The organism is Catellatospora sp. NPDC049111, from assembly GCF_040648615.1.
Taxonomy (GTDB): domain Bacteria; phylum Actinomycetota; class Actinomycetes; order Mycobacteriales; family Micromonosporaceae; genus Catellatospora; species Catellatospora aurea.
The window spans coordinates 123,435-141,552 of sequence record NZ_JBEZEB010000019.1 but is presented as its reverse complement, the minus strand read 5'-3'; the positions used below and the strand labels follow the sequence as shown (position 1 = coordinate 141,552).

Here is an 18,118-nt window from a genome sequence, read left to right as displayed (position 1 = left end):
GGGATGCTCGGCCCGGCGATCCTGGCGTTCCCGCTGCTGGTGCTGGGCCTGTCCGGCTTCGAGACCGGCGTGAGCATGATGCCGCTGGTCGCCGCTGAGGGCTCCGACGGCCGCACCCGGATGGCGTCACGGGTGCGCAACACCCGTAAGCTGCTCACCGTCGCCGCGCTGGTCATGTCGGTGTACCTGCTGCTGACGAGCTTCGTCACCACGGTGCTGATCCCGGCGGAGGAGTTCGCCGAGGGCGGCGCGGCCAACGGACGGGCCCTGGCCTACCTCGCCCACGAGCACCTGGGCGAGGGCTTCGGCACGGTCTACGACATCAGCACGATCCTGATCCTGTGGTTCGCGGGCGCGTCGGCGATGGCGGGCCTGGTCAACATCGTGCCGCGCTACCTGCCGTCCTACGGCATGGCGCCGGAGTGGGCCCGCGCGGTCCGTCCGGTGGTGCTGGTCTACACGGTCGTCTGCGTGGGTGTGACGATCGCCTTCGGGGCCGACGTGGAGGCGCAGGCCGGGGCGTACGCCACCGGCATCCTGGCGATGATGGTCTCCGGCAGCGTCGCGGTGACCATCTCGGCCGCACGTTACCGGCGTAGGTGGGCGACCGCCGGGTTCGCGGTGCTCACCCTGGTCCTGCTGTACGCCCTCGGCGAGAACATCCGGGAGAAGCCCGACGGCATCGCCATCTCGGCGATGTTCATCCTCGCCATCGTGGTGATCTCCCTGATCTCCCGCGCCGCCCGCACCACCGAGCTGCGGGTCAAGCACATCGAGTTCGACACCCGCGCCCGGCGGTTCGTCACCGACTCGATCGCCCACGACGGGCAGCTGAACCTGATCGCCAACCGCCGCCAGGCGGGCGACGTCGCGGAGTACTCCGCCAAGGAGCGCGAGCAGCGCGGCATGAATCCGGTCCCGGGCCGTGCCGACGTGCTGTTCCTGGAGATCGACGTGGTGGACCCGTCGATGTTCGCCGACGTGCTCCAGGTGACCGGTGTGCAGGTCGGCGAGTACCGGGTGCTGCGGGCGTCGGCCCCGGCCGCCCCGAACGCCATCGCCGCGATCCTGCTCGCGCTGCGCGACACCACCGGCGTGCGCCCGCACTGCTACTTCGAGTGGTCCGAGGGCTCGCCGCTGACCCACCTGCTGCGCTACCTGTTCCTCGGGCGCGGTGACACCCCGCCGGTGGTCCGGGAGATCCTGCGCGAGCGCGACACCGACCCCGCGCGGCGGCCCGGCATCCACGTCGGCGGCTGACCTCGCCCGAGCGCCCGCGCGGGCAGGTGTGCTACAAAGCTTCGCGTGAGCCTGCCACCACCCCAGCTGAGCCACCAGGTCGTCGCGACGGACGGCGTGGTGCGCGTCGCGCTGAGCGGCGAGGTGGATCTGGCGGTGGCGGACGACCTGCACGGCTGGCTGTCGACGGCGGCTGCCGCGCACCCGGGCCTGCCGGTCGAGGTGGACATGACCGCGGTCACCTTCATCGACTCGTCCGGCATCAGGGCCTTCGTGCGGGCGCGCAACGACGCGGTCGGGGCGGGCCGGGGCCTGCGCCTGGTCAACACGGCCGGCATGGCCCTGCGTGTGCTGCAGGTGGCCGGGGTGTACGCCCACCTCAGCGGCGAACCGCTGGACTGACGCCGGGCCGGCGAACCGGAGCCGATCTCACGTGCCCGTGTTAGGTTGGGCGGACACGTCGGGGGTATCTGCCTGGCGTGCGGGGAGTCGATGATGCGCGAGCAGGTGTCGTGAGGACGGGCGCGGCCGCGGAACACCGCGGCTTCTTCCACGAGACGGCGTTCTACGCATCCGACGACGAGTTCCTTTCGGTCGTCATCCCCTTCCTCAGCGACGGTGTGGCCGTGGGCGAGCCCACGCTGGCCGTGTTCGCCGAACCTCATGAGCGGCTGGTCCGTGACGCCCTGGGCGCCGACAGCGGGGTCGTCTTCGTCCGCGGCGACGCGCAGTACCAGCGGCCGGCCGGTGCGATCAAGCGGTACCGGGAGATGCTGGCCGAGCACGTGGCGGCCGGTGCCGCGCAGATCCGGGTCGCCGGTGACGTGCCGCATCCCGGCGTGGGCGTGCCGTGGGAGTGGTGGGCGCGCTACGAGGCCGCGGTGAACCACGCCTACGACGACTTCCCGCTGTGGGGGCTGTGCCCGTACGACACCCGGACCACGCCGGACGAGGTGCTCGACTTCGTGCGCCGCACCCACCCGCACATCGCCACACCGCTCGGGCACACCGCCAACCTCGCCTTCCAGGACCCGTTCGCCCTGCTGGCGGAGGGGGTGACGCCGTGGCGCGACCCGCTGGAGGACACCGTGCCCGCGATCGAGCTGAGCGCGCCGACGACCGCGCAGGCCCGGGGTGCGCTGGTCGCGCTGCAGGCGACCGCCCGCCTGGCCGAGGACGACCTCAGCGGCCTGCTGCTGGCGACGACGGAGACGGTCACCAACGCGGTGCTGCACGGCCGGCCGCCGGTGCTGCTGCGGCTGTGGGCCGTCCCGGGCCGCATCGTGGTCACGGTGACCGATCACGGGCCCGGCCCGGCCGACCCGTTCGTCGGCCTGGTCCCCGGGGCGAGTCCGGGCGGCTGGGGCCTGTGGCTGGCCCACCAGATCTGCGCGTACGTCTCCCTGCAGCGCGGGCCGGACGGTTTCACGGTCCAGCTGCTCGGCGGGGAGCTGCCCCGCTGAGCAGCGCCGATCCGCCGGGAGGGCGACGCGCTCGGCTGCGGCTGGTGCTCGGCGGCAGGCTGGGCGACAATCTTGCGGTGGGGAGACCCGTCGATCCGGGCGGCGCGGTGCCCCCGACCCCGGTGCCCGGGGCCCGCCGGCGGCGGGTCTGGCACCTGCCCGTTCCCATACCTCAGGAGCAGCTTCGTGTCCGATGTAGATGTCGAGCCGAAAACCGCGAGCCCGGACGACGCCCCGCCCGCCGTCGCCGCCGAGCCTGCCGCCCCGTGGTGGCGTGAGCGGCTGCCGCACCTGCTGCTCGGCGCCCTGCTGCTGGTGATGTCCTGGTTCACCGTCGCGCAGGGCCGCTTCCACGGCCGCACCTACGACGAGTACATGCAGGACGACTACGGCGCCAGGGTGCTGAAGTTCTACCTGTCCGGCACCACGGACCGCTCGTTCCTGGACTTCCCGGACTACCTGTACATGCCGCAGCACGGCGCCGGGTTCGAGCTGATCGTGGCGTTCTTCCAGCACCTGACCGGGGAGATCTGGAACACCCGCACGATCGTCAACGGGCTGTTCGGCGTGCTCGGCATGCTGATCACCGCGCTGGCAGCCCGGGAGCTGGCCGGACGCGGCCGCCTCGGCGCGTGGGCGGGGCTGGCCGCCGCGGTCGGCCTCGCGCTGTACCCGCGCTACACCGGCCAGATGATGAACAACTCCAAGGACATCCCGCTGGCCGTGGCGATGGTCCTGGTGCTGTGGCTGGTGCTGCGGCTGATGCGGCGCTGGCGGCAGCCGGACCGCCGGTTCGAGGTGCTGGAGCTGGCCGGGGTCGGCGCGGCGATCGGCTTCGCGGGCTCGATCCGGGTCAACGCGCTGCTGTGGTTCGGGCTGCTGGCATTCGTCTCGCTCGGCTTCTGGGTCCGGCACGGCCACAAGCTGCGCGGGCGGGAGCTGCGCACCGAGTTGACCAACCAGTTCACCGCGATGCTGGCCATCGGCACCACGGCGTACCTGGTGATGTCGGTGTTCTGGCCGTTCCTGCTGACCAACCCGGTCGACGGGCTGCTGTCGTCGGTCGAGTCGATGGCGAAGTACGACTGGGACAACGAGATCCTGTTCGGCGGCGAGATGGTCCGCTCGACGCAGCTGCCCTGGTACTACGCCCCCTGGTGGCTGGTGATCGGCTCGCCGCTGCCCGTGGTCGCGCTGACCGTCGCGGGCGCGGTGGCCGCGGTCGTGGGGCTGGTCCGCCGGCAACGGCTGGACGGGCGGATGCTGCTGGTCGGGGCGTACATCCTGCTCCCGCTCGCTTTGATCATCGGCGCGCACTCGACGCTGTACAACAGCCTGCGCCAGTTCCTGTTCGTCGCGCCCGGCATGATCGTGCTGGCCGCGGTGCTGCTGGTGCGCTGGGCGCGGGAGTCGTTCGACTCCGGCCGCACGGCGCTGGCCTGGGCGCTGATCGGCGCGGCGGTGCTCGGCCAGGGCGAGGCCCTCTACGCCTCCGCCCGCATCTACCCGTACGAGTACTCGTACTTCAGCCCCCTGGCCGGCGGCTACACCACGGCCCGGCACGACTACGAGAGCACCTACTACGGCTCGTGCACCCGCGCCGCGGCGGTCTGGCTGGGGGAGAACTACCAGCGGTACACCGCCGACACCGCCCCGACGTTCCGCGACGAGCACCAGTGGAACTCGCTGGCCGAGGTGGACCTGCCGGACAACTTCGTGTCGGTCGGCGACGGCCAGCCGTTCTTCCGGATCACCACCAAGGAGCCCGGTCCGGGCTACCGGGAGATCCACGCCGTGGTGGTCGAGGGCGAGCCGGTGTGCCGGGTCTCGGTGATGGACCTCGCGCCCGTCTCGTGACCGGTTAAGGGGCAGCCGGCGCGGGGTATCGCGCCGGCATGACCCTCAACGAGAACGCGGACATCGATACCAGCCAGGTGACCGACGCCCGGGGATCCGGGGGCGGCGGAGGCGGCGGAGGCCTCGGCGGCATCCCGATCCCGGTCGGCGGCGGCATCGTCGGCACGCTGATCGTGATCGGGCTGGCGCTGGTGGGCACCTTCCTCGGCCCGCAGATGTTCGGCGGCGGCGACGACGGCGGCCCGGGTGTGAGCCAGACCTGCTCGACAGCCAACCCCGACCGGCTCGACAACGCCGAGTGCCGCAACACGCTTTACGTGAACTCGATCCAGGCGTACTGGCAGCAGGCGATGCCGCAGACGTTCGGCCGGCCTTACGAGCAGACCGACACGGTCTTCTTCTCGCAGGCCGTGAACACCGGCTGCGGCCCGGCCGACAGCGGGGTGGGCCCGTTCTACTGCCCGCCGGACAAGCAGGTGTACATCGACCTGTCGTTCTACGACGAGCTGGCCAGCCGCTTCGGCGCGGACGGGCAGTTCGCCCAGCCGTACGTGCTCGCCCACGAGTACGGCCACCACCTGCAGAACCTGCTCGGCATCTCGGCGGACGTGCAGCGGCAGTCCGAGCGCGACCCGGGCAGCGCCAACGCGCTGTCGGTGAAGCTGGAGCTGCAGGCCGACTGCCTGGCCGGGGTGTGGGCCAAGCACGCCGTGGAGACCAAGGACAACAAGGGCACCGCGATCTTCAAGTCGGTCACCCAGCAGGACATCGACCAGGCCCTGGAGGCGGCCGCCGCGATCGGCGACGACAAGATCCAGGAGAAGTCGGGCGGGCGGGTCGACGAGTCCAAGTTCACCCATGGCACCGCCAAGCAGCGCAGCGACTGGTTCAACACCGGCTACCGCACCGGCGACGGCCGCCAGTGCGACACCTTCACCAAGGGCGTCTGAGGCTCCGCCCGCGGCGGGCGGGAGGGGACGGCCGGGTCCGGGACGTGTTACGTTCCGGGCCCGGCCGCTGCTTGCCGTACCAGTAAACGGTTCCTATAGTGGCCGGGACCGGGAACCGATCTTCGGGAGTGTCCTCGTGAATCCTGTGCGTCTGGCACTGATCGGCGCGGGTGACCGCGGCAACGCGTACGCCCGCTGGGCCCTGGCCCACCCCGACCGGGCCCGGTTCGTCGCCGTCGCCGAACCCGACCCCGAGCGGCGGGCCCGCTTCGCCGTGGCGTACGGCATCGACCCCGCCGGGCAGCACGACGACTGGCGGCTGCTGCTCGCCGACGGGGACCTCGCGGCCGACGCGGTCGTCATCGCCACCCAGGACGCCGGGCACGCCGACCCGGCCGTCGCCGCCGCCGCGCGCGGCCTGCACATCATGCTGGAGAAGCCGCTCGCACCGACCCCGCAGGAGTGCGTGCGCATCGTCGACGCGGTACGCGAGGCCGGCGTGATGCTCGCCGTGTGCCACGTGCTGCGGTACGCCCCGTACACCCGGCTGGTCAAGCACCTGATCGACGCCGGGGCGATCGGGGACGTGGTGTCGGTGCAGCACCACGAGCCGGTCGGCTTCTGGCACCAGGCGCACTCGTTCGTGCGCGGCAACTGGCGGCGCGAGGATCTGTCCAGCTTCATGCTGCTGGCCAAGTCCTGCCACGACATCGACTGGCTGCAGCACATCGTCGGCCGCGACATCGCCCGCGTGTCCAGCTTCGGCGGGCTGCGCCACTTCCGCCCCGAGAACCGCCCGGCCGGTGCCGCCGACCGCTGCCTGGACTGCGCCGTCGAGCCGGACTGCCCGTACTCGTCACCCCGGCTCTACCGCGACCGGCTGGCCCGAGGCGAGCACAGCTGGCCGCTGTCGGTGGTCACGCCGGTGTTCACCGAGGAGGCGCTCACCGCCGCGCTGCGCGAAGGACCCTACGGGCGCTGCGTGTACGCGTGCGACAACGACGTCGTCGACCACCAGGTGGTCGCGATGGAGTTCGACGGCGGGGTGACCGCGTCGTTCACCATGAACGCCTTCAACACCGGCGGGCACCGGCGCACCCGCGTCTTCGGCACCCGTGGCGAGCTGGTCTGCGACGGCGTCAGCGTGACCGTGCACGACTTCACCACCGGCACCGCGACCAGCCACGACCCGGCGACCGGGGGCGGCGCTGACGCCGCGGGCGGGCACGGCGGCGGCGACGCCGGGCTGATGGACGCGTTCACCGCCGCGGTGGCCGCCGGCGACCCGGCGCGCATCCTGTCCGGCCCGGCCCAGACGCTCAACTCCCACCTGGCCACGTTCGCCGCCGAGCAGGCCCGGCACGAGGGCACCGTGGTCACCGTGGCCCGCCCGGCCGCGCTCGCAAGCTGACCCGCCGGACGCGAACCCGCGTCGCGTTCCACCGGTGCAACACCAGGTTCCCCGGACCGTCGTTTGCCGGATAGGCACCCCGGCCACCACGGCCGGGTCCGCCGCACCGGGGATGGGTGAGATGGCTGAGGGTGTTGCGCTGCGCGTACGGGCACGCGAGTTCGCGACCGGGGACGTGGAGGTGGCCAACGAGGTCCTCCGCGAGTCGTACGTCGAGCACCGGCCGCGGCTGTTCGGCGGCGCCGAGGACTTCCGGTTCCGCCAGCACGTGGTGCAGGCCGGCGAACTCGGCATGGACAGCGTGCGGCACACCGCGACCGTGGAGACGGTGACCGACCCGCTGCCGTACCTGATGTTCGTGGTGTCGCTGAACTCCGACCTCGTCGTCCGCGCCGGGCGGGAGGAGCTGCGGCCGGGGCGCGGCGGGGCCTTCCTCTACCCGACGGGCACGCCGCTGACCGTCCGCTGGAGCGACTTCGACCTGCGGCTGCTGCGCCTGCCGGTCGACCGGGTCGCCCGGGTCGCGGCCCGCACCGGCATCGCGCTGGCCGACTTCCGCTTCGACGGCATGGCCCCCGTCTCCGCCGAGGCGGGCCGGCACTGGCGCGACACCATGGCATACCTGTTCCACACGCTCAACACGCCGGACACGCCGCTGGCCAACCCGCTCGTGCACGCGGCCGCCGTCGACCTGGCCGCCACCACGGCCATCGCGACCTTCCCCAACACCACCACCGCCACCGGGTACGTCGGCGAGCCGGGCCGGGTCGCCCCCGCGGCGCTGCGGCGCGCGGTGGCCTTCATCGACGCGCACGCGCACGAGCCGGTGACCGTCGAGGACATCGCCGAGGCGGCCGGGATCTCCTCGCGCGGGCTGCAGGCGGCGTTCGCCCGGCACGCCGACAGCACGCCGATGGCGTACCTGCGCCGGGTCCGGCTGTCCCGGGCCCACCGCGACCTGCAGACCGCCGACCCGACCCGCGGCGACACCGTGGCCGCGGTCGCCCGCCGCTGGGGTTTCACCAGCCTGAGCCGCTTCGCGGCCGTCTACCGGGAGGAGTACGGCCGCTCACCCCGGCAGACCCTGCGCACCTGAGCAGGTCACGGGAGCAGGTGCCGCACGCGCTCCCAGCCGTGGTCCGCGCTGACCTTGACCTTCGCCCGGCCCCCAGACCAGGCCTTGGCCAGCTTCTCGACGGCGTCGGCGGAGAAGCGGGCCGAGTCGGCGTACACGTGGAAGGTCCGCATTCCCTCGCTGGTCTCATGGGCGATGTGCTCGGCGTCGACGAGCACGTCCCGCAGCCGGTCCTCGAAGTCGCGCAGCGCGGTGAGCGCGTCCGGCTCCGGCATGCCGTTGTCCCGGCCGCGGAACGCCAGCGTGATCGCGACGTGCGTGTCCAGCACCGGCCAGCGGGCGGGCTTGAGCGGCCGCTGCACCGTGGCGATGCGCGGGACCTCGGCGTCGGGGCTGTTGCCCATCAGCACCCAGGTCTCCTCGCGATACTGCGCCGCCAGCTCCGCGACCGCCGCGGCCAGCTGCCGCGGCGGCTGCGCCCCGGCCGGGCACTCGGCGGCGGCGTCGACGCTCCCGATCCAGATCTCGACCGCGTCCTCGCCCAGCAGCCACGCCAGCGGCAGGAACGCCAGCCGCAGCCGCTCGTTCTGGGTCATCGTGGCGAACACGGGGTGGAAGACCACGAGGTCGTACTCGCTGCGCGGCTCGTCGAGGGTGAAGGCGTAACGCAGCTCGGCCAGCTCCACCCGGTGGCCTTCGATCTGCAGCGCGGCCTCGAACATCTCCGGCTCGGCCTGCCGGGCGTCGTGGAACTCCCAGGTGGCGTCGGCCGCCGGGGCACCCTGCCGCCAGCGGTACGCGATGGCGCGTAGCGACGTCGCACCCGCCGCGCTGACGATGAACGCGTGTTCGGCCACCCGGCCCTTGCTGAACTCCCATTCCAGGTCGGGGTGGATGGCGTGGACCAGTGCCGACAGGTCCGCGACCAGGTCGTCGGGGAAGCCTCGGGCGGCGATCGCCGCCTCGGACCGGGTGCGCAGTTGCGGCCAGGCCGCCCAGAACGCGGCGATCGCCGCGGACTGATCGGGACGCCGCTTCCGGGAGAAGATCATGGTGCGGGAGCATAACGGCGGCCGGAACGCGGCGGAAGCCCGTCGCCCCGTGCGGACCGGCACGTCCGGCGGCTTGTCCGCGTCGATGGGTGCGGTCGAGGGAGCAACCGGGTCGAGGACCCGTCGCGTAGTTCCTACGGAACGCCATACGACGGGGAGGTTGCGTTGCGTCGCCGGACTGCGATCATCGCTGCGGGACTGCTGTTGCTGGCCGGATGCGGTTCGCCCGCACCGGCGGGGGAGGCCGAGCCGTCCAAGGTGGTGCGGCTGGACCTGGCCAGGGGGCCGGACCGGCCGCTGCCGACCGAGGTGCACCTACCGCCCGGCCACGGCCGGCACCCGCTGGTGGTGTTCGTGCACGGGTACACCTGCCGGGTGTCGGAGTACGCCGACCTGATCGCGAACTGGGTGGTCGCGGGGTTCGCGGTGGCGGCGCCGACGTTCCCGTACACCAACGGCGCGGCGGCGAAACTCGACGTGATGGACCTGCTCAACCAGCCGCAGGACGTCACCGCCGTGCTCGACGCGCTGCTCGCGCACGCTGCTCAGGAGGGCGACGCGCTGTTCGGCCGGATCGACCCGGACCGGATCGCGGCCGGCGGGCACTCGCTGGGCGGCATGACCACGGTCGGCGCGCTGGGCAAGTGGCGGGACCCGCGGCTGAAGGCCGGGATCGTGCTGGCGGGCAGCGCCCGCGACGTCGGCGCGGAGTTCCGGGGCGATCCGGCGGCGATGCTGTTCATCCACGGTATGGGCGACCAGGTCGTGACGATCGGCCAGGGCCGCGCCGCGTACGACGCCGTGCCCTGGCCGAAGGCGTTCCTCACCCTCCCGACAGGCACCCACCGCAACCCGTTCATGTCCCCGGCCGACCCGGACTTCGATCTCGTCGCCGAGTCCACCACCGACTTCCTCCGCTGGCGCCTCAACGGCGACACCGACGCCCGCAGACGCCTGGCAGGGCTTGGAACCCACCTTGACGACCGCTTGGGCTGAGTCGTTTCGGACACCGCTCGGTCAAGAACGGGCGAAACGGATGCTGTGCTCGTGATGATCCGTTTTTGTGGACGCCAGGTGCCCCGACAGGGCGTCCAGCGTCCACAAAAACGGATCATGGGAGGCGACGATTCCGGCGTGCGCTCGCGGGGCTGTTACGGTCGGCCGGTGGCGACGTGGGAGGAAGGCGGGCCGGGGGTGCTTCGGCTGCCGTCCGGCCGGTGGCTGCGGGGGCGCGGCCTGCGCCGCCCGCTGCCCGAGGGAGCGCCGCCGCAGTTCGCGTTGTACCTGCTCGGCGGGCCGCCGCCGGAGACGCCCTGGGCGGCGCGGTGGGTGCGGTGGCGGGATTTCTGGCTGCCCGCGGATCGGGCCGCGTTTCGGGAGGCGCTGGTCGAGGTGCTGGAGCGGGCCGGGGACGAGCGGGTCGAGGTCGCCTGTGGCGGCGGGATCGGGCGCACCGGCACCGCGCTGGCCTGTCTGGCGGTGCTCGACGGGGTGCCCGCCGACCGGGCCGTGGCGTACGTGCGCGCGGGCTACCACCCGCGGGCCGTGGAGACGCCCTGGCAGCGGCGCTTCGTGGCAGGGTTCAGGGCGAGCTGATCGCGGGGTGCCGTACGCGTGATCGAGGCAGTACATTGCCTGCCAATCGATCACCCTCGCACCGAGTGAGGACACCCCATGAGCGCCAACCTGCCGTTGCGTGAACGCCGGATCGACATCTTCTTCGCGGTCGTGTTCAGCGTCTTCACGATCACGTCGCTGATCGCCGACCTGATGCCGACGCTGGGCTTCGACTTCAGCGAGCCGTCGGACAACGTCATCCTCAACTCCAACTACTGGTACGCCCACGACACCGACCCGCTGTTCATGCACCCCCCGGTGTGGATGCGCATCGTCACCGGCCTGTCCGCCCTGGTCTACATGCCTTTCTACCTGGTACTGGTGTACGCCTTGATCCGCGGCCGCAACTGGATCCAGCTCCCGGCGGTCATCTACGCCACGATGATCTCGACGATCACCGGGATCATCGTGTTCGGTGTGGAGTTCTTCGGCGAGCCGCAGTGGCAGACCCCCAACCCGGTCAAGTTCCTGTCGTTCAACCTGCCGTATGTCCTGTTGCCACTGCTCCTGCTGGTGCGTATGCGCAAACCGGAACCGTTCACCCGGCGGTTCTGACCACGACTCGGCGTGCGCGCGGCGGCCATCCGGCATACGGTGAAGACATCGACCTGATCCGATCCGGGAGGAAGTCCATGAGACTGCGCCACCGCCGTGCGCTCGCCGGCATCGCCGTCGCGACCCTGGCGTCGACCGCCGCCGCCGGGCCCGTCCAGGCGAGCCCGAGGCCACCTGACCTGGACAAGGTCCCGGTGGCGACGGGATACGGCGGCGCCGTCGCGACCGTCGATCTCGACGCGACCAAGGTCGGCCTGGAGGTGCTGCGCAAGGGCGGCAACGCGATCGACGCGGCGATCGCGGCGGCGGCGACGCTGGGCGTGACCGAGCCGTTCTCGGCCGGTATCGGCGGCGGCGGCTTCCTGGTCTACTACAGCGCCAAGGACCGGAAGGTGTACACCATCGACGGCCGGGAGGCCGCGCCGATGTCGATGGGGGAGACTGCGTTCGTCGACCCGGCGACCGGTCTGCCGTACGCGTTCCAGGAGGCCCGGGTCAGCGGCATCGCCGCGGGCGTGCCCGGCACCCTGGCCACGTGGGACAAGGCGCTGCGCAAGTGGGGCACGACCGACCTGGCCGACGCGCTGCGCCCGGCGGCGAAGGTCGCCGACCGCGGTTTCGTCGTCGACACCACGTTCCGCACCCAGATCAGCGACAACGCGGCCGCGTTCGGGCAGTTCTCGTCCACCAGCGCGCTGTACCTGCCGGGCGGGCTGCCACCCGAGGCGGGCACCGTGTTCCGTAACCCGGACCTGGCCGACACCTACCGGGAGATCGCCCGGCACGGCGCCGGCGCGTTCTACCGGGGCGCGATCGCCCGCGACATCGTCGACACCGTGCAGCACCCGCCGGTGGCCGACGTGCCGATCGGCACCTGGGCCTACCCGGTCCGCCCCGGCACCATGGCACTGTCCGACCTGTCCGCCTACCAGGTGCGCACACCGCAGCCGACCCGGGTGTCCTACCGCGGCTACGACGTGTACGGCATGCCGACGCCGTCCAGCGGCGGTCAGGCCGTCGGCGAGGCGCTGAACATCCTGGAGCAGACCGACCTGAGCGCGCTCACCCGCACCGAGGCGCTGCACCACTACCTGGAGTCGTCCGCGCTGGCGTTCGCCGACCGCAACCGCTTCGTCGGCGACAACACTCCGCGCCCGCTGCTGGAGCAGCTGCTCTCCGACGGGTTCGCCAAGGAGCGGGCCTGCCTGATCAATCCGGCGCAGGCGCTGGTCAAGCCGGTCGCGCCGGGTGAACCCGACGGCTCGTACGGCGGCTGCGCGGCGGCCATGCCGAGCCCTGCGGTGACCGAGGGCCAGTCCACGACCAACCTGACCGTCGCCGACCGCTGGGGCAACGTGGTCGAGTACACGCTGACCATCGAGCAGACCGGCGGCAACGGCATGGTCGTGCCGGGCCGGGGCTTCCTGCTCAACAACGAGATGACCGACTTCAACTTCACCCCGACCCAGGGCAGCGCGCCCGACCCGAACCTGCCCGGCCCCGGCAAGCGGCCGCGCAGCTCGATGTCGCCGACGATCGTGCTCGCCGACGGCAAGCCGTTCCTCGCGGTCGGCACCCCCGGCGGCTCGACGATCATCACGACCGTGCTGCAGATCCTGGTGAACCGCCTGGACCTGGGCATGACCCTGCCGGAGGCGGTCGCCGCCGCCCGCGCGACCCAGCGCAACACGGCGGCCGTGCTGGCCGAGGCGGACTTCGCCCCGGACATCCCCGGCCTGACGGCGCTCGGCCACACGTTCGCGGCCAGCCCGGAGATCGGCGCCGCGACCGGCATCGAGTTCCTCGGCCACGGCCGCCTGCTCGCCGCCGCCGAACCCGTCCGCCGCGGCGGCGGCTCGGCGGGCGTGCTCTGGCCGGTGCCGGTCTCCTGACCCCCCGACCCGGGCGGGCGGCCGCGCCGCCCGCCCGGGTCAGGCGAGCACACGGTCCTCATGATCGTCCGACTTGCCAGGCACCTGTGCGTATCTTGAGGTCGCATTCGCCCATGTGCCAGGCAAGTCGAATGACCTTGGTGTGCGCCCCGCCCGGACTGAACCCGTCGGGACGACGGTCGTGTCCCGCCTGTTCGGCCGCGCGTGGCCGACGATCGCGTCTTGTCCTCGGGGACGGGCGGGGCGGCGGAGTGGTTCAGGTCCGGGAAACGGCCAGGCCGCAGCGCCCGTGCGCGAGATCATGGGAAGCGTGACGAAACACGCGGATGGGGCGCGGTGAGCGCGCAGAACACCGAGCCGAGGCCGCCGCGGCCCGGTCCTCGTCCGCGGGTGCACATTCCGGTGCCGCACGTGTCGTACCCGCTGCAGCGCTTCCTGGCCACCGAGGCCGGCGGCGGCCTGCTGCTGCTCATCGCGACGGTGCTGGCGCTGATCTGGGCCAACCTGCCCGGCGGCGGCTACGAGCAGTTCTGGCACACCCAGGCCTCGGTCCGGATCGGCGACATCGGCATCGACCTCGATCTGCGGCACTGGGTCAACGACCTGGCGATGGCGCTGTTCTTCCTCACCGTCGGCCTGGAGATCAGCCGCGAGCTGACGGTCGGGGAGCTGCGCCGCCCCCGGGCCGTGCTGGCGCCGGTGCTGGGCGCGCTAGGCGGCGTGATCATGCCGGCGCTGATCTATCTGGCGTTCAACCCGTCGCCGCCGGCACTGCACGGCTGGGGCATTCCGATCTCGACCGACACCGCGTTCGTCGTCGGGGTCCTCGCCCTGTTCGGGCCGCGCTGCCCGGACCAGCTGCGGCTGTTCCTGCTGACGCTGGCCATCGCCGACGACATCGCCGCGATCGCGGTGATGGCGATCTTCTACACCGGCGGAGTGTCGGCGCTCGCGCTGGTGGCGGTGCTGGTGCTGACCCTGGTGCTGGTCGGGCTGCGCTGGGCGCGGGTCTGGCAGTTGCAGGCATACGTCGTCGTCGGCCTGCTGCTGTGGGTGGCCGTGTTCGCCTCCGGCCTGCACCCGACGCTCGCCGGGGTGATCGTCGGGCTGCTCGTGCCGGCCACGCCCGTGGAGCCGGAGCAGGTCGACCGGCTGCGCTTCTACGGCCGGGCGGTGATCGAGCGCGCCGACGCTGTCCGGGCCCGGCTGGCGGCCGCCGCGGCGCGGGCCACAGTGCCGCCCAACGACCGGTTGCAGGACGCGCTGCACCCGGTCAGCGCGTTCCTGGTGATCCCGGTGTTCGGCCTGGCCAACGCGGGTGTGCGGCTGGACGCCGAGACGCTGCGCCGGGCGGCCACGTCGCCGGTGACCATCGGCATCGTGGTGGCGCTGGTCGCGGGCAAGACCATCGGCATCAGCCTCGGCGCGGCGTTGGCCCTGCGCACCGGCTGGGGCGAGCTGCCCGGCCGGGTGCGCTACGGGCATCTCATCGGCGGCGCGGTGCTGGCCGGCATCGGCTTCACCATCTCCCTGTTCATCGCCGACCTGGCCTTCAAGGACCCGCTCCTGCAGGCCGAAGCCAAGATCGGCGTACTGGCCGGCTCGCTGCTGGCGGCCGTGCTCGGCTCTGTCGCCCTGCGCTGCCTCGGCGAGCGCCTGCCCCTGTGCACCGTCGACGACTCCGAGGGCATGCCCGAACTCCCCACCGGCCCCTGGCGCGACCCCACCCTCAGCGAACGCTGAAAGCGAAGGAAGGGCACCTTCTTAACGGACGTCCGTGTAGAAGGTGCCCTTCCTTCGCTTCGGTCAGTGGCGCAGGCCTAGGGAGCTGCGGAGGGCGGCGAGTTCGACCTTGCCCTGGTAGAGGTTGCCGTCGGCGAAGAGGGTCGGGGTGCCGCGGACGCCGGCGGTGACACCGGAGCGGTAGTCGGTCTCGACGGCGGGCCGGTACGGCTGGGCCGCCTCGCCGGTCACCGAGTCCAGGTCGAGCATCTGCGCGTAGTTCTCCAGGTCGGGGTCGGTGAGCCGGCTCTGGTGGGCGAACAGCAGGTCGTGCATCTCCCAGAAGCGGTCGCCGGAGGCCTCGGCGGCCAGCGCCGCGGTCAGCGCGAACGGGTGCACCGTGAACAGCGGGAAGTGCCGGTAGACCAGCCGCACCACGCCGTCCGACTCGTCGATCAGGCGGCGCAGCACCGGCGCGGCCGCGCCGCAGTACGGGCACTCGAAGTCGCCGTACTCCACCAGCGTCATCGGGGCGTCGGCCGCCCCGTAGACGTGCCGGTCGAGGTCCACCGCGCCGGACTCGGTCACCCTTGCAGCGTAGTTGCCCGGGGTGCTCAGCCGTTGGCGATCAGCGCGGCGTAGTCGGCGGCGCGCAGCGGGTCCTGGCTCAGCGAGGCGTCGGGCAGGGGCACCCCGATCCGCGCGCCCTGCCGGGTGAACACCACGCCGGTGACGTCGCGGCGGCTGGTCAGCGTGCACACGATCTGCCCGAAGGCGAGCACGTCGTCGTTGCGGCCGGTGTTCTCGATGCCCGCGGGCAGCTCGACGTGCGCGACACCGTCGATCAGCCGCACCGACGCGACGACGTCGCGCCCGCCGAGCGCGGTGCCCAGGCCGCGGTCCTGCTCCGCCTCGGTCGGCCCGGCCAGCAGGTCGCCGAGCAGGCGCTGCGGGTCAGGTTCGGCGGCCAGCCGGCGCTGCACCGGGACCAGCGAGCCGTCCCTGATGAGGTACAGGCTCTCCGCGGCGGGCCCGGACGCGGCGGCCGAGGGCGCGCCCGTCGCCGCCCGGGACGGCGTGCCCACCTCGATCACGCGCGGGGTGTCCTCGACCGGCACCCCGCACCCGGCGGCGAGCAGCACCAGCAGCGACGGCAACACCAGCGCGGATCGGAGCACGCGCCCGGAGGACAGTCCCGGCAGCGGCCGCCGGGCAGGCCGGGACGGTGATGGACGCGGGGTCACTGGGCCACCTTCGGCAGGTCGATGCGGAAGCGGGCGCCGCCGCCGGGGCGGTCGGTCACGTGCACACGGCCGCCGTGCGCCTGCACGTGCTGGGCGACCAGGGACAGGCCGAGGCCGGTGCCTTCGCTGTCGCCGCGGGCTCCGGCGGTCCGGCCGCGTACGAACCGGTCGAAGATCGACTCCCGGTCGGCTGGGCTGACCCCTGGGCCCTCGTCGTCGACCTCGACGTAGTACCCGAGCATCCGGCGGCCGCCCAGGCGCACGGCGACCGCGCCGCCGCCGTGGCGCTGCGCGTTGTCGATGAGGTTGACCAGGATCTGCTCGAAGCGTCGGCGGTCCACCTGCCAGATCGCGTCGCTGCCCTGGGCGATCGACACCAGGTTCACGCTCAGGCCGCGGGCCCGGCACAGGCGGCGCGCCAGCGCGGGCACGTCGACCGAGGTGCGGTCGGCGGCCTGGTCGCTGCGGGACAGCTCGATCAGGTCCGTGACCAGGTCTTGGAAGCGCTCGACCTCCTCGGTGAGCAGCGCCGCGGCGGTCGCCGTACGCGGATCGAGGTGGGCGCGGCGGCGGGCCAGCACGCTGGCGGCGGCGGACAGGGTCTGCAGCGGCGAGCGCAGCTCGTGGCTCACATCGGCGGCGAACCGGCGGTCGCGCTCCATGCGCCGCGACAGCTGGTCGACCATCAGGTTGAACGAGGTGGTCAGCCGGGCCAGCTCGGGCTCGGCGGCGGGGTCGAGCCGGGCGCTGTGGTCCCCGGCGGCGATCTCGCTGGCGGCGTTGGCGACCGTGGTGAGCGGTCGCAGCACCCGCCGGGACGCGTACGAGCCCAGCAGCGCCCCGGCCCCCGTGGTGCCGACCGCGACCAGGGTCAGCACCAGCGCGAGCACCTTCAGCGACCGGTCCAGCTCGCGCATGAAGTCGACCTCGTAGAGGGCCGTGCCGTCGTCGAGCGGCACGGCGATGACCATGGCGGGCACGCCGTCGACGCGTACCCGCTGGATGCCGGGCTCGCCCCGTTCAACCAGGCGGACCAGGCCGTCGGGGATCTCGGCGGCGGTGTTGGCGGTGTCCACCTGGGCGGAGAACCAGCGGCTGCCCCGGCGCAGGAAGGCGCGCCGGTCCGCGCCGGTGTTCAGGGCGCTGAGCGCGGTCAGCGCGTCGGGGCTGTCGTCGTCGAGACCGGACGCGACGATCGCGGCGTCCAGCGCCACGGCGCGCACCGCCGAGTCCTCCCGCTGTGCCAGCAGGAAGCGCTCGGTGAGCTGGTAGGACAGCGCGCCCATGACGGTGGACACGCCCAGCGCCCCGACGGCGAAGCCCGCCGTCACCCGCGCGCGCAGCCCCGGTCTGCGGATCATCGCTGGAGCTTGTAGCCGAGGCCGCGGACGGTCACCAGGCGGGCCGGTGCGCCGGGGTCGTCCTCGACCTTCTGGCGCAGGCGTCCGACGTGCACGTCGACGAGCCGCTCGTCGCCGAAGTCGTACTCCCACACCCGCTCCAGCAGCTGCTGGCGCGACAGCACCTGCCCGGCGTGCTCGGCCAGTTCGCACAGCAGCCGGAACTCGGTGCGGGTCAGCGCGAGCTGGTTGCCGCGCAGCAGCACCTCCCCGGCCTGGGGGCGGATCTCCAGCTCGCCGATCACGGAGGTGCGCGGGCCGGTCGCGGTGGCGGCGCGGGCTCGTCGCCGCAGCGCCCGCAGCCGCGCGGTGAGTTCCTTGACCGCGATCGGCTTCACGACGTAGTCGTCGGCGCCGGCTTCCAGCGCGGCGACGATGTCGTGCGTGTCGTCGCGGGCGCTGACCACCACGATCGGCACGTCGTCGGCGCGGCGCAGCTCCCGGATGCACTCGAACCCGTCGATGCCGGGCAGCATCAGGTCCACGAGCACCGTGTCCGCGGGTTCGCGGCGCTGGCGGACGAGCCCCTCCTCGGCCGTGGCGGCGGCCGAGACCGTGTAACCCTCGTCCTCCAGCGCCAGCGTCAGCGACAGGCGGATGCGGTCGTCGTCTTCGATGACCAGTACAGCGACCATCGCCGC

16 protein-coding genes and 1 pseudogene are annotated in these 18,118 nt (G+C 72.7%); 12 read left to right on the top strand and 5 right to left on the bottom strand.

The annotated features are described in order from the left end of the window. From AB0B66_RS24830 to AB0B66_RS24800, 7 genes and pseudogenes are all read left to right on the top strand, one after another. Positions 1-1,260, top strand: a pseudogene (locus AB0B66_RS24830) (amino acid transporter); the annotation flags it as partial. A 45-nt stretch (positions 1,261-1,305) separates the two neighbouring features. Next, positions 1,306-1,641, top strand: coding sequence for an STAS domain-containing protein (locus AB0B66_RS24825; protein ID WP_360534288.1), 336 nt, complete (start codon positions 1,306-1,308; stop codon positions 1,639-1,641). Between the two features lie 110 nt (positions 1,642-1,751). Continuing rightward, the gene (locus AB0B66_RS24820; protein ID WP_360534286.1) at positions 1,752-2,702 is read left to right on the top strand and encodes a sensor histidine kinase; all 951 of its coding nucleotides are present in this window, start codon (positions 1,752-1,754) and stop codon (positions 2,700-2,702) included. A 186-nt stretch (positions 2,703-2,888) separates the two neighbouring features. Next, positions 2,889-4,559 (top strand): hypothetical protein, encoded by a 1,671-nt coding sequence (locus tag AB0B66_RS24815; RefSeq protein WP_360534284.1) that lies wholly within the window; start codon positions 2,889-2,891, stop codon positions 4,557-4,559. Between the two features lie 38 nt (positions 4,560-4,597). Continuing rightward, positions 4,598-5,509, top strand: coding sequence for a neutral zinc metallopeptidase (locus AB0B66_RS24810; RefSeq protein ID WP_360534282.1), 912 nt, complete (start codon positions 4,598-4,600; stop codon positions 5,507-5,509). A gap of 136 nt (positions 5,510-5,645) precedes the next feature. Next, positions 5,646-6,920 carry a Gfo/Idh/MocA family oxidoreductase gene (locus tag AB0B66_RS24805; RefSeq protein WP_360534280.1) on the top strand — a complete coding sequence of 425 codons (1,275 nt, stop codon included), beginning with the start codon at positions 5,646-5,648 and terminating at the stop codon, positions 6,918-6,920. Between the two features lie 121 nt (positions 6,921-7,041). Further along, positions 7,042-8,016, top strand: a complete 975-nt coding sequence (locus AB0B66_RS24800) for an AraC family transcriptional regulator (RefSeq protein ID WP_360534278.1) — start codon at positions 7,042-7,044, stop codon at positions 8,014-8,016. A 5-nt stretch (positions 8,017-8,021) separates the two neighbouring features. Here the strand turns inward: AB0B66_RS24800 and AB0B66_RS24795 are convergent, their stop codons facing one another. Further along, positions 8,022-9,047 (bottom strand): DUF695 domain-containing protein, encoded by a 1,026-nt coding sequence (locus AB0B66_RS24795; protein WP_360534276.1) that lies wholly within the window; start codon positions 9,045-9,047, stop codon positions 8,022-8,024. A gap of 165 nt (positions 9,048-9,212) precedes the next feature. On the opposite strand from AB0B66_RS24795, the gene AB0B66_RS24790 reads away from it, so the two are divergent. The 5 genes from AB0B66_RS24790 (at position 9,213) to nhaA (ending at position 14,854) form a co-directional block, all read left to right on the top strand. Beyond that, positions 9,213-10,043 carry a chlorophyllase gene (locus tag AB0B66_RS24790; protein WP_360534274.1) on the top strand — a complete coding sequence of 277 codons (831 nt, stop codon included), beginning with the start codon at positions 9,213-9,215 and terminating at the stop codon, positions 10,041-10,043. Between the two features lie 168 nt (positions 10,044-10,211). Then, positions 10,212-10,643, top strand: a complete 432-nt coding sequence (locus tag AB0B66_RS24785; protein ID WP_360534272.1) for a protein-tyrosine phosphatase family protein — start codon at positions 10,212-10,214, stop codon at positions 10,641-10,643. A gap of 78 nt (positions 10,644-10,721) precedes the next feature. Continuing rightward, entirely contained in the window at positions 10,722-11,219 is a 498-nt protein-coding gene (locus AB0B66_RS24780; protein WP_203697042.1) for an emopamil-binding family protein, read from the top strand. Positions 11,220-11,296: 77 nt separating this feature from the next. After that, the gene (gene ggt, locus AB0B66_RS24775; RefSeq protein WP_360534269.1) at positions 11,297-13,111 is read left to right on the top strand and encodes a gamma-glutamyltransferase; all 1,815 of its coding nucleotides are present in this window, start codon (positions 11,297-11,299) and stop codon (positions 13,109-13,111) included. Positions 13,112-13,501: 390 nt separating this feature from the next. Continuing rightward, complete coding sequence (gene nhaA / locus AB0B66_RS24770) at positions 13,502-14,854, top strand: Na+/H+ antiporter NhaA (protein WP_360534267.1); 1,353 nt, start codon at positions 13,502-13,504, stop codon at positions 14,852-14,854. Positions 14,855-14,917: 63 nt separating this feature from the next. Here nhaA and AB0B66_RS24765 read toward each other — a convergent pair whose 3' ends face one another. From AB0B66_RS24765 to AB0B66_RS24750, 4 genes are all read right to left on the bottom strand, one after another. After that, entirely contained in the window at positions 14,918-15,421 is a 504-nt protein-coding gene (locus AB0B66_RS24765) for a DsbA family protein (protein WP_360534265.1), read from the bottom strand. A gap of 26 nt (positions 15,422-15,447) precedes the next feature. Beyond that, a complete protein-coding gene (locus tag AB0B66_RS24760) occupies positions 15,448-16,011 on the bottom strand; it encodes a GerMN domain-containing protein (RefSeq protein WP_360534263.1) in 564 nt (187 codons plus the stop codon). Between the two features lie 62 nt (positions 16,012-16,073). Beyond that, a complete protein-coding gene (locus AB0B66_RS24755; RefSeq protein ID WP_360534294.1) occupies positions 16,074-17,435 on the bottom strand; it encodes a HAMP domain-containing sensor histidine kinase in 1,362 nt (453 codons plus the stop codon). Continuing rightward, positions 17,435-18,112, bottom strand: coding sequence for a response regulator transcription factor (locus AB0B66_RS24750; protein WP_360534261.1), 678 nt, complete (start codon positions 18,110-18,112; stop codon positions 17,435-17,437). Before AB0B66_RS24750 ends, AB0B66_RS24755 begins: the two co-directional genes overlap by 1 nt. Positions 18,113-18,118 lie beyond the last annotated feature (6 nt).

Coding starts and splice junctions, on each gene's coding strand:
- AB0B66_RS24795 (WP_360534276.1), bottom strand. CDS start 9,047: ATGATCTTCTCCCGGAAGCGGCGTCCCGATCAGTCCGCGGCGATCGCC.
- AB0B66_RS24780 (WP_203697042.1), top strand. CDS start 10,722: ATGAGCGCCAACCTGCCGTTGCGTGAACGCCGGATCGACATCTTCTTC.
- AB0B66_RS24750 (WP_360534261.1), bottom strand. CDS start 18,112: ATGGTCGCTGTACTGGTCATCGAAGACGACGACCGCATCCGCCTGTCG.
- AB0B66_RS24810 (WP_360534282.1), top strand. CDS start 4,598: ATGACCCTCAACGAGAACGCGGACATCGATACCAGCCAGGTGACCGAC.
- ggt (WP_360534269.1), top strand. CDS start 11,297: ATGAGACTGCGCCACCGCCGTGCGCTCGCCGGCATCGCCGTCGCGACC.
- AB0B66_RS24800 (WP_360534278.1), top strand. CDS start 7,042: ATGGCTGAGGGTGTTGCGCTGCGCGTACGGGCACGCGAGTTCGCGACC.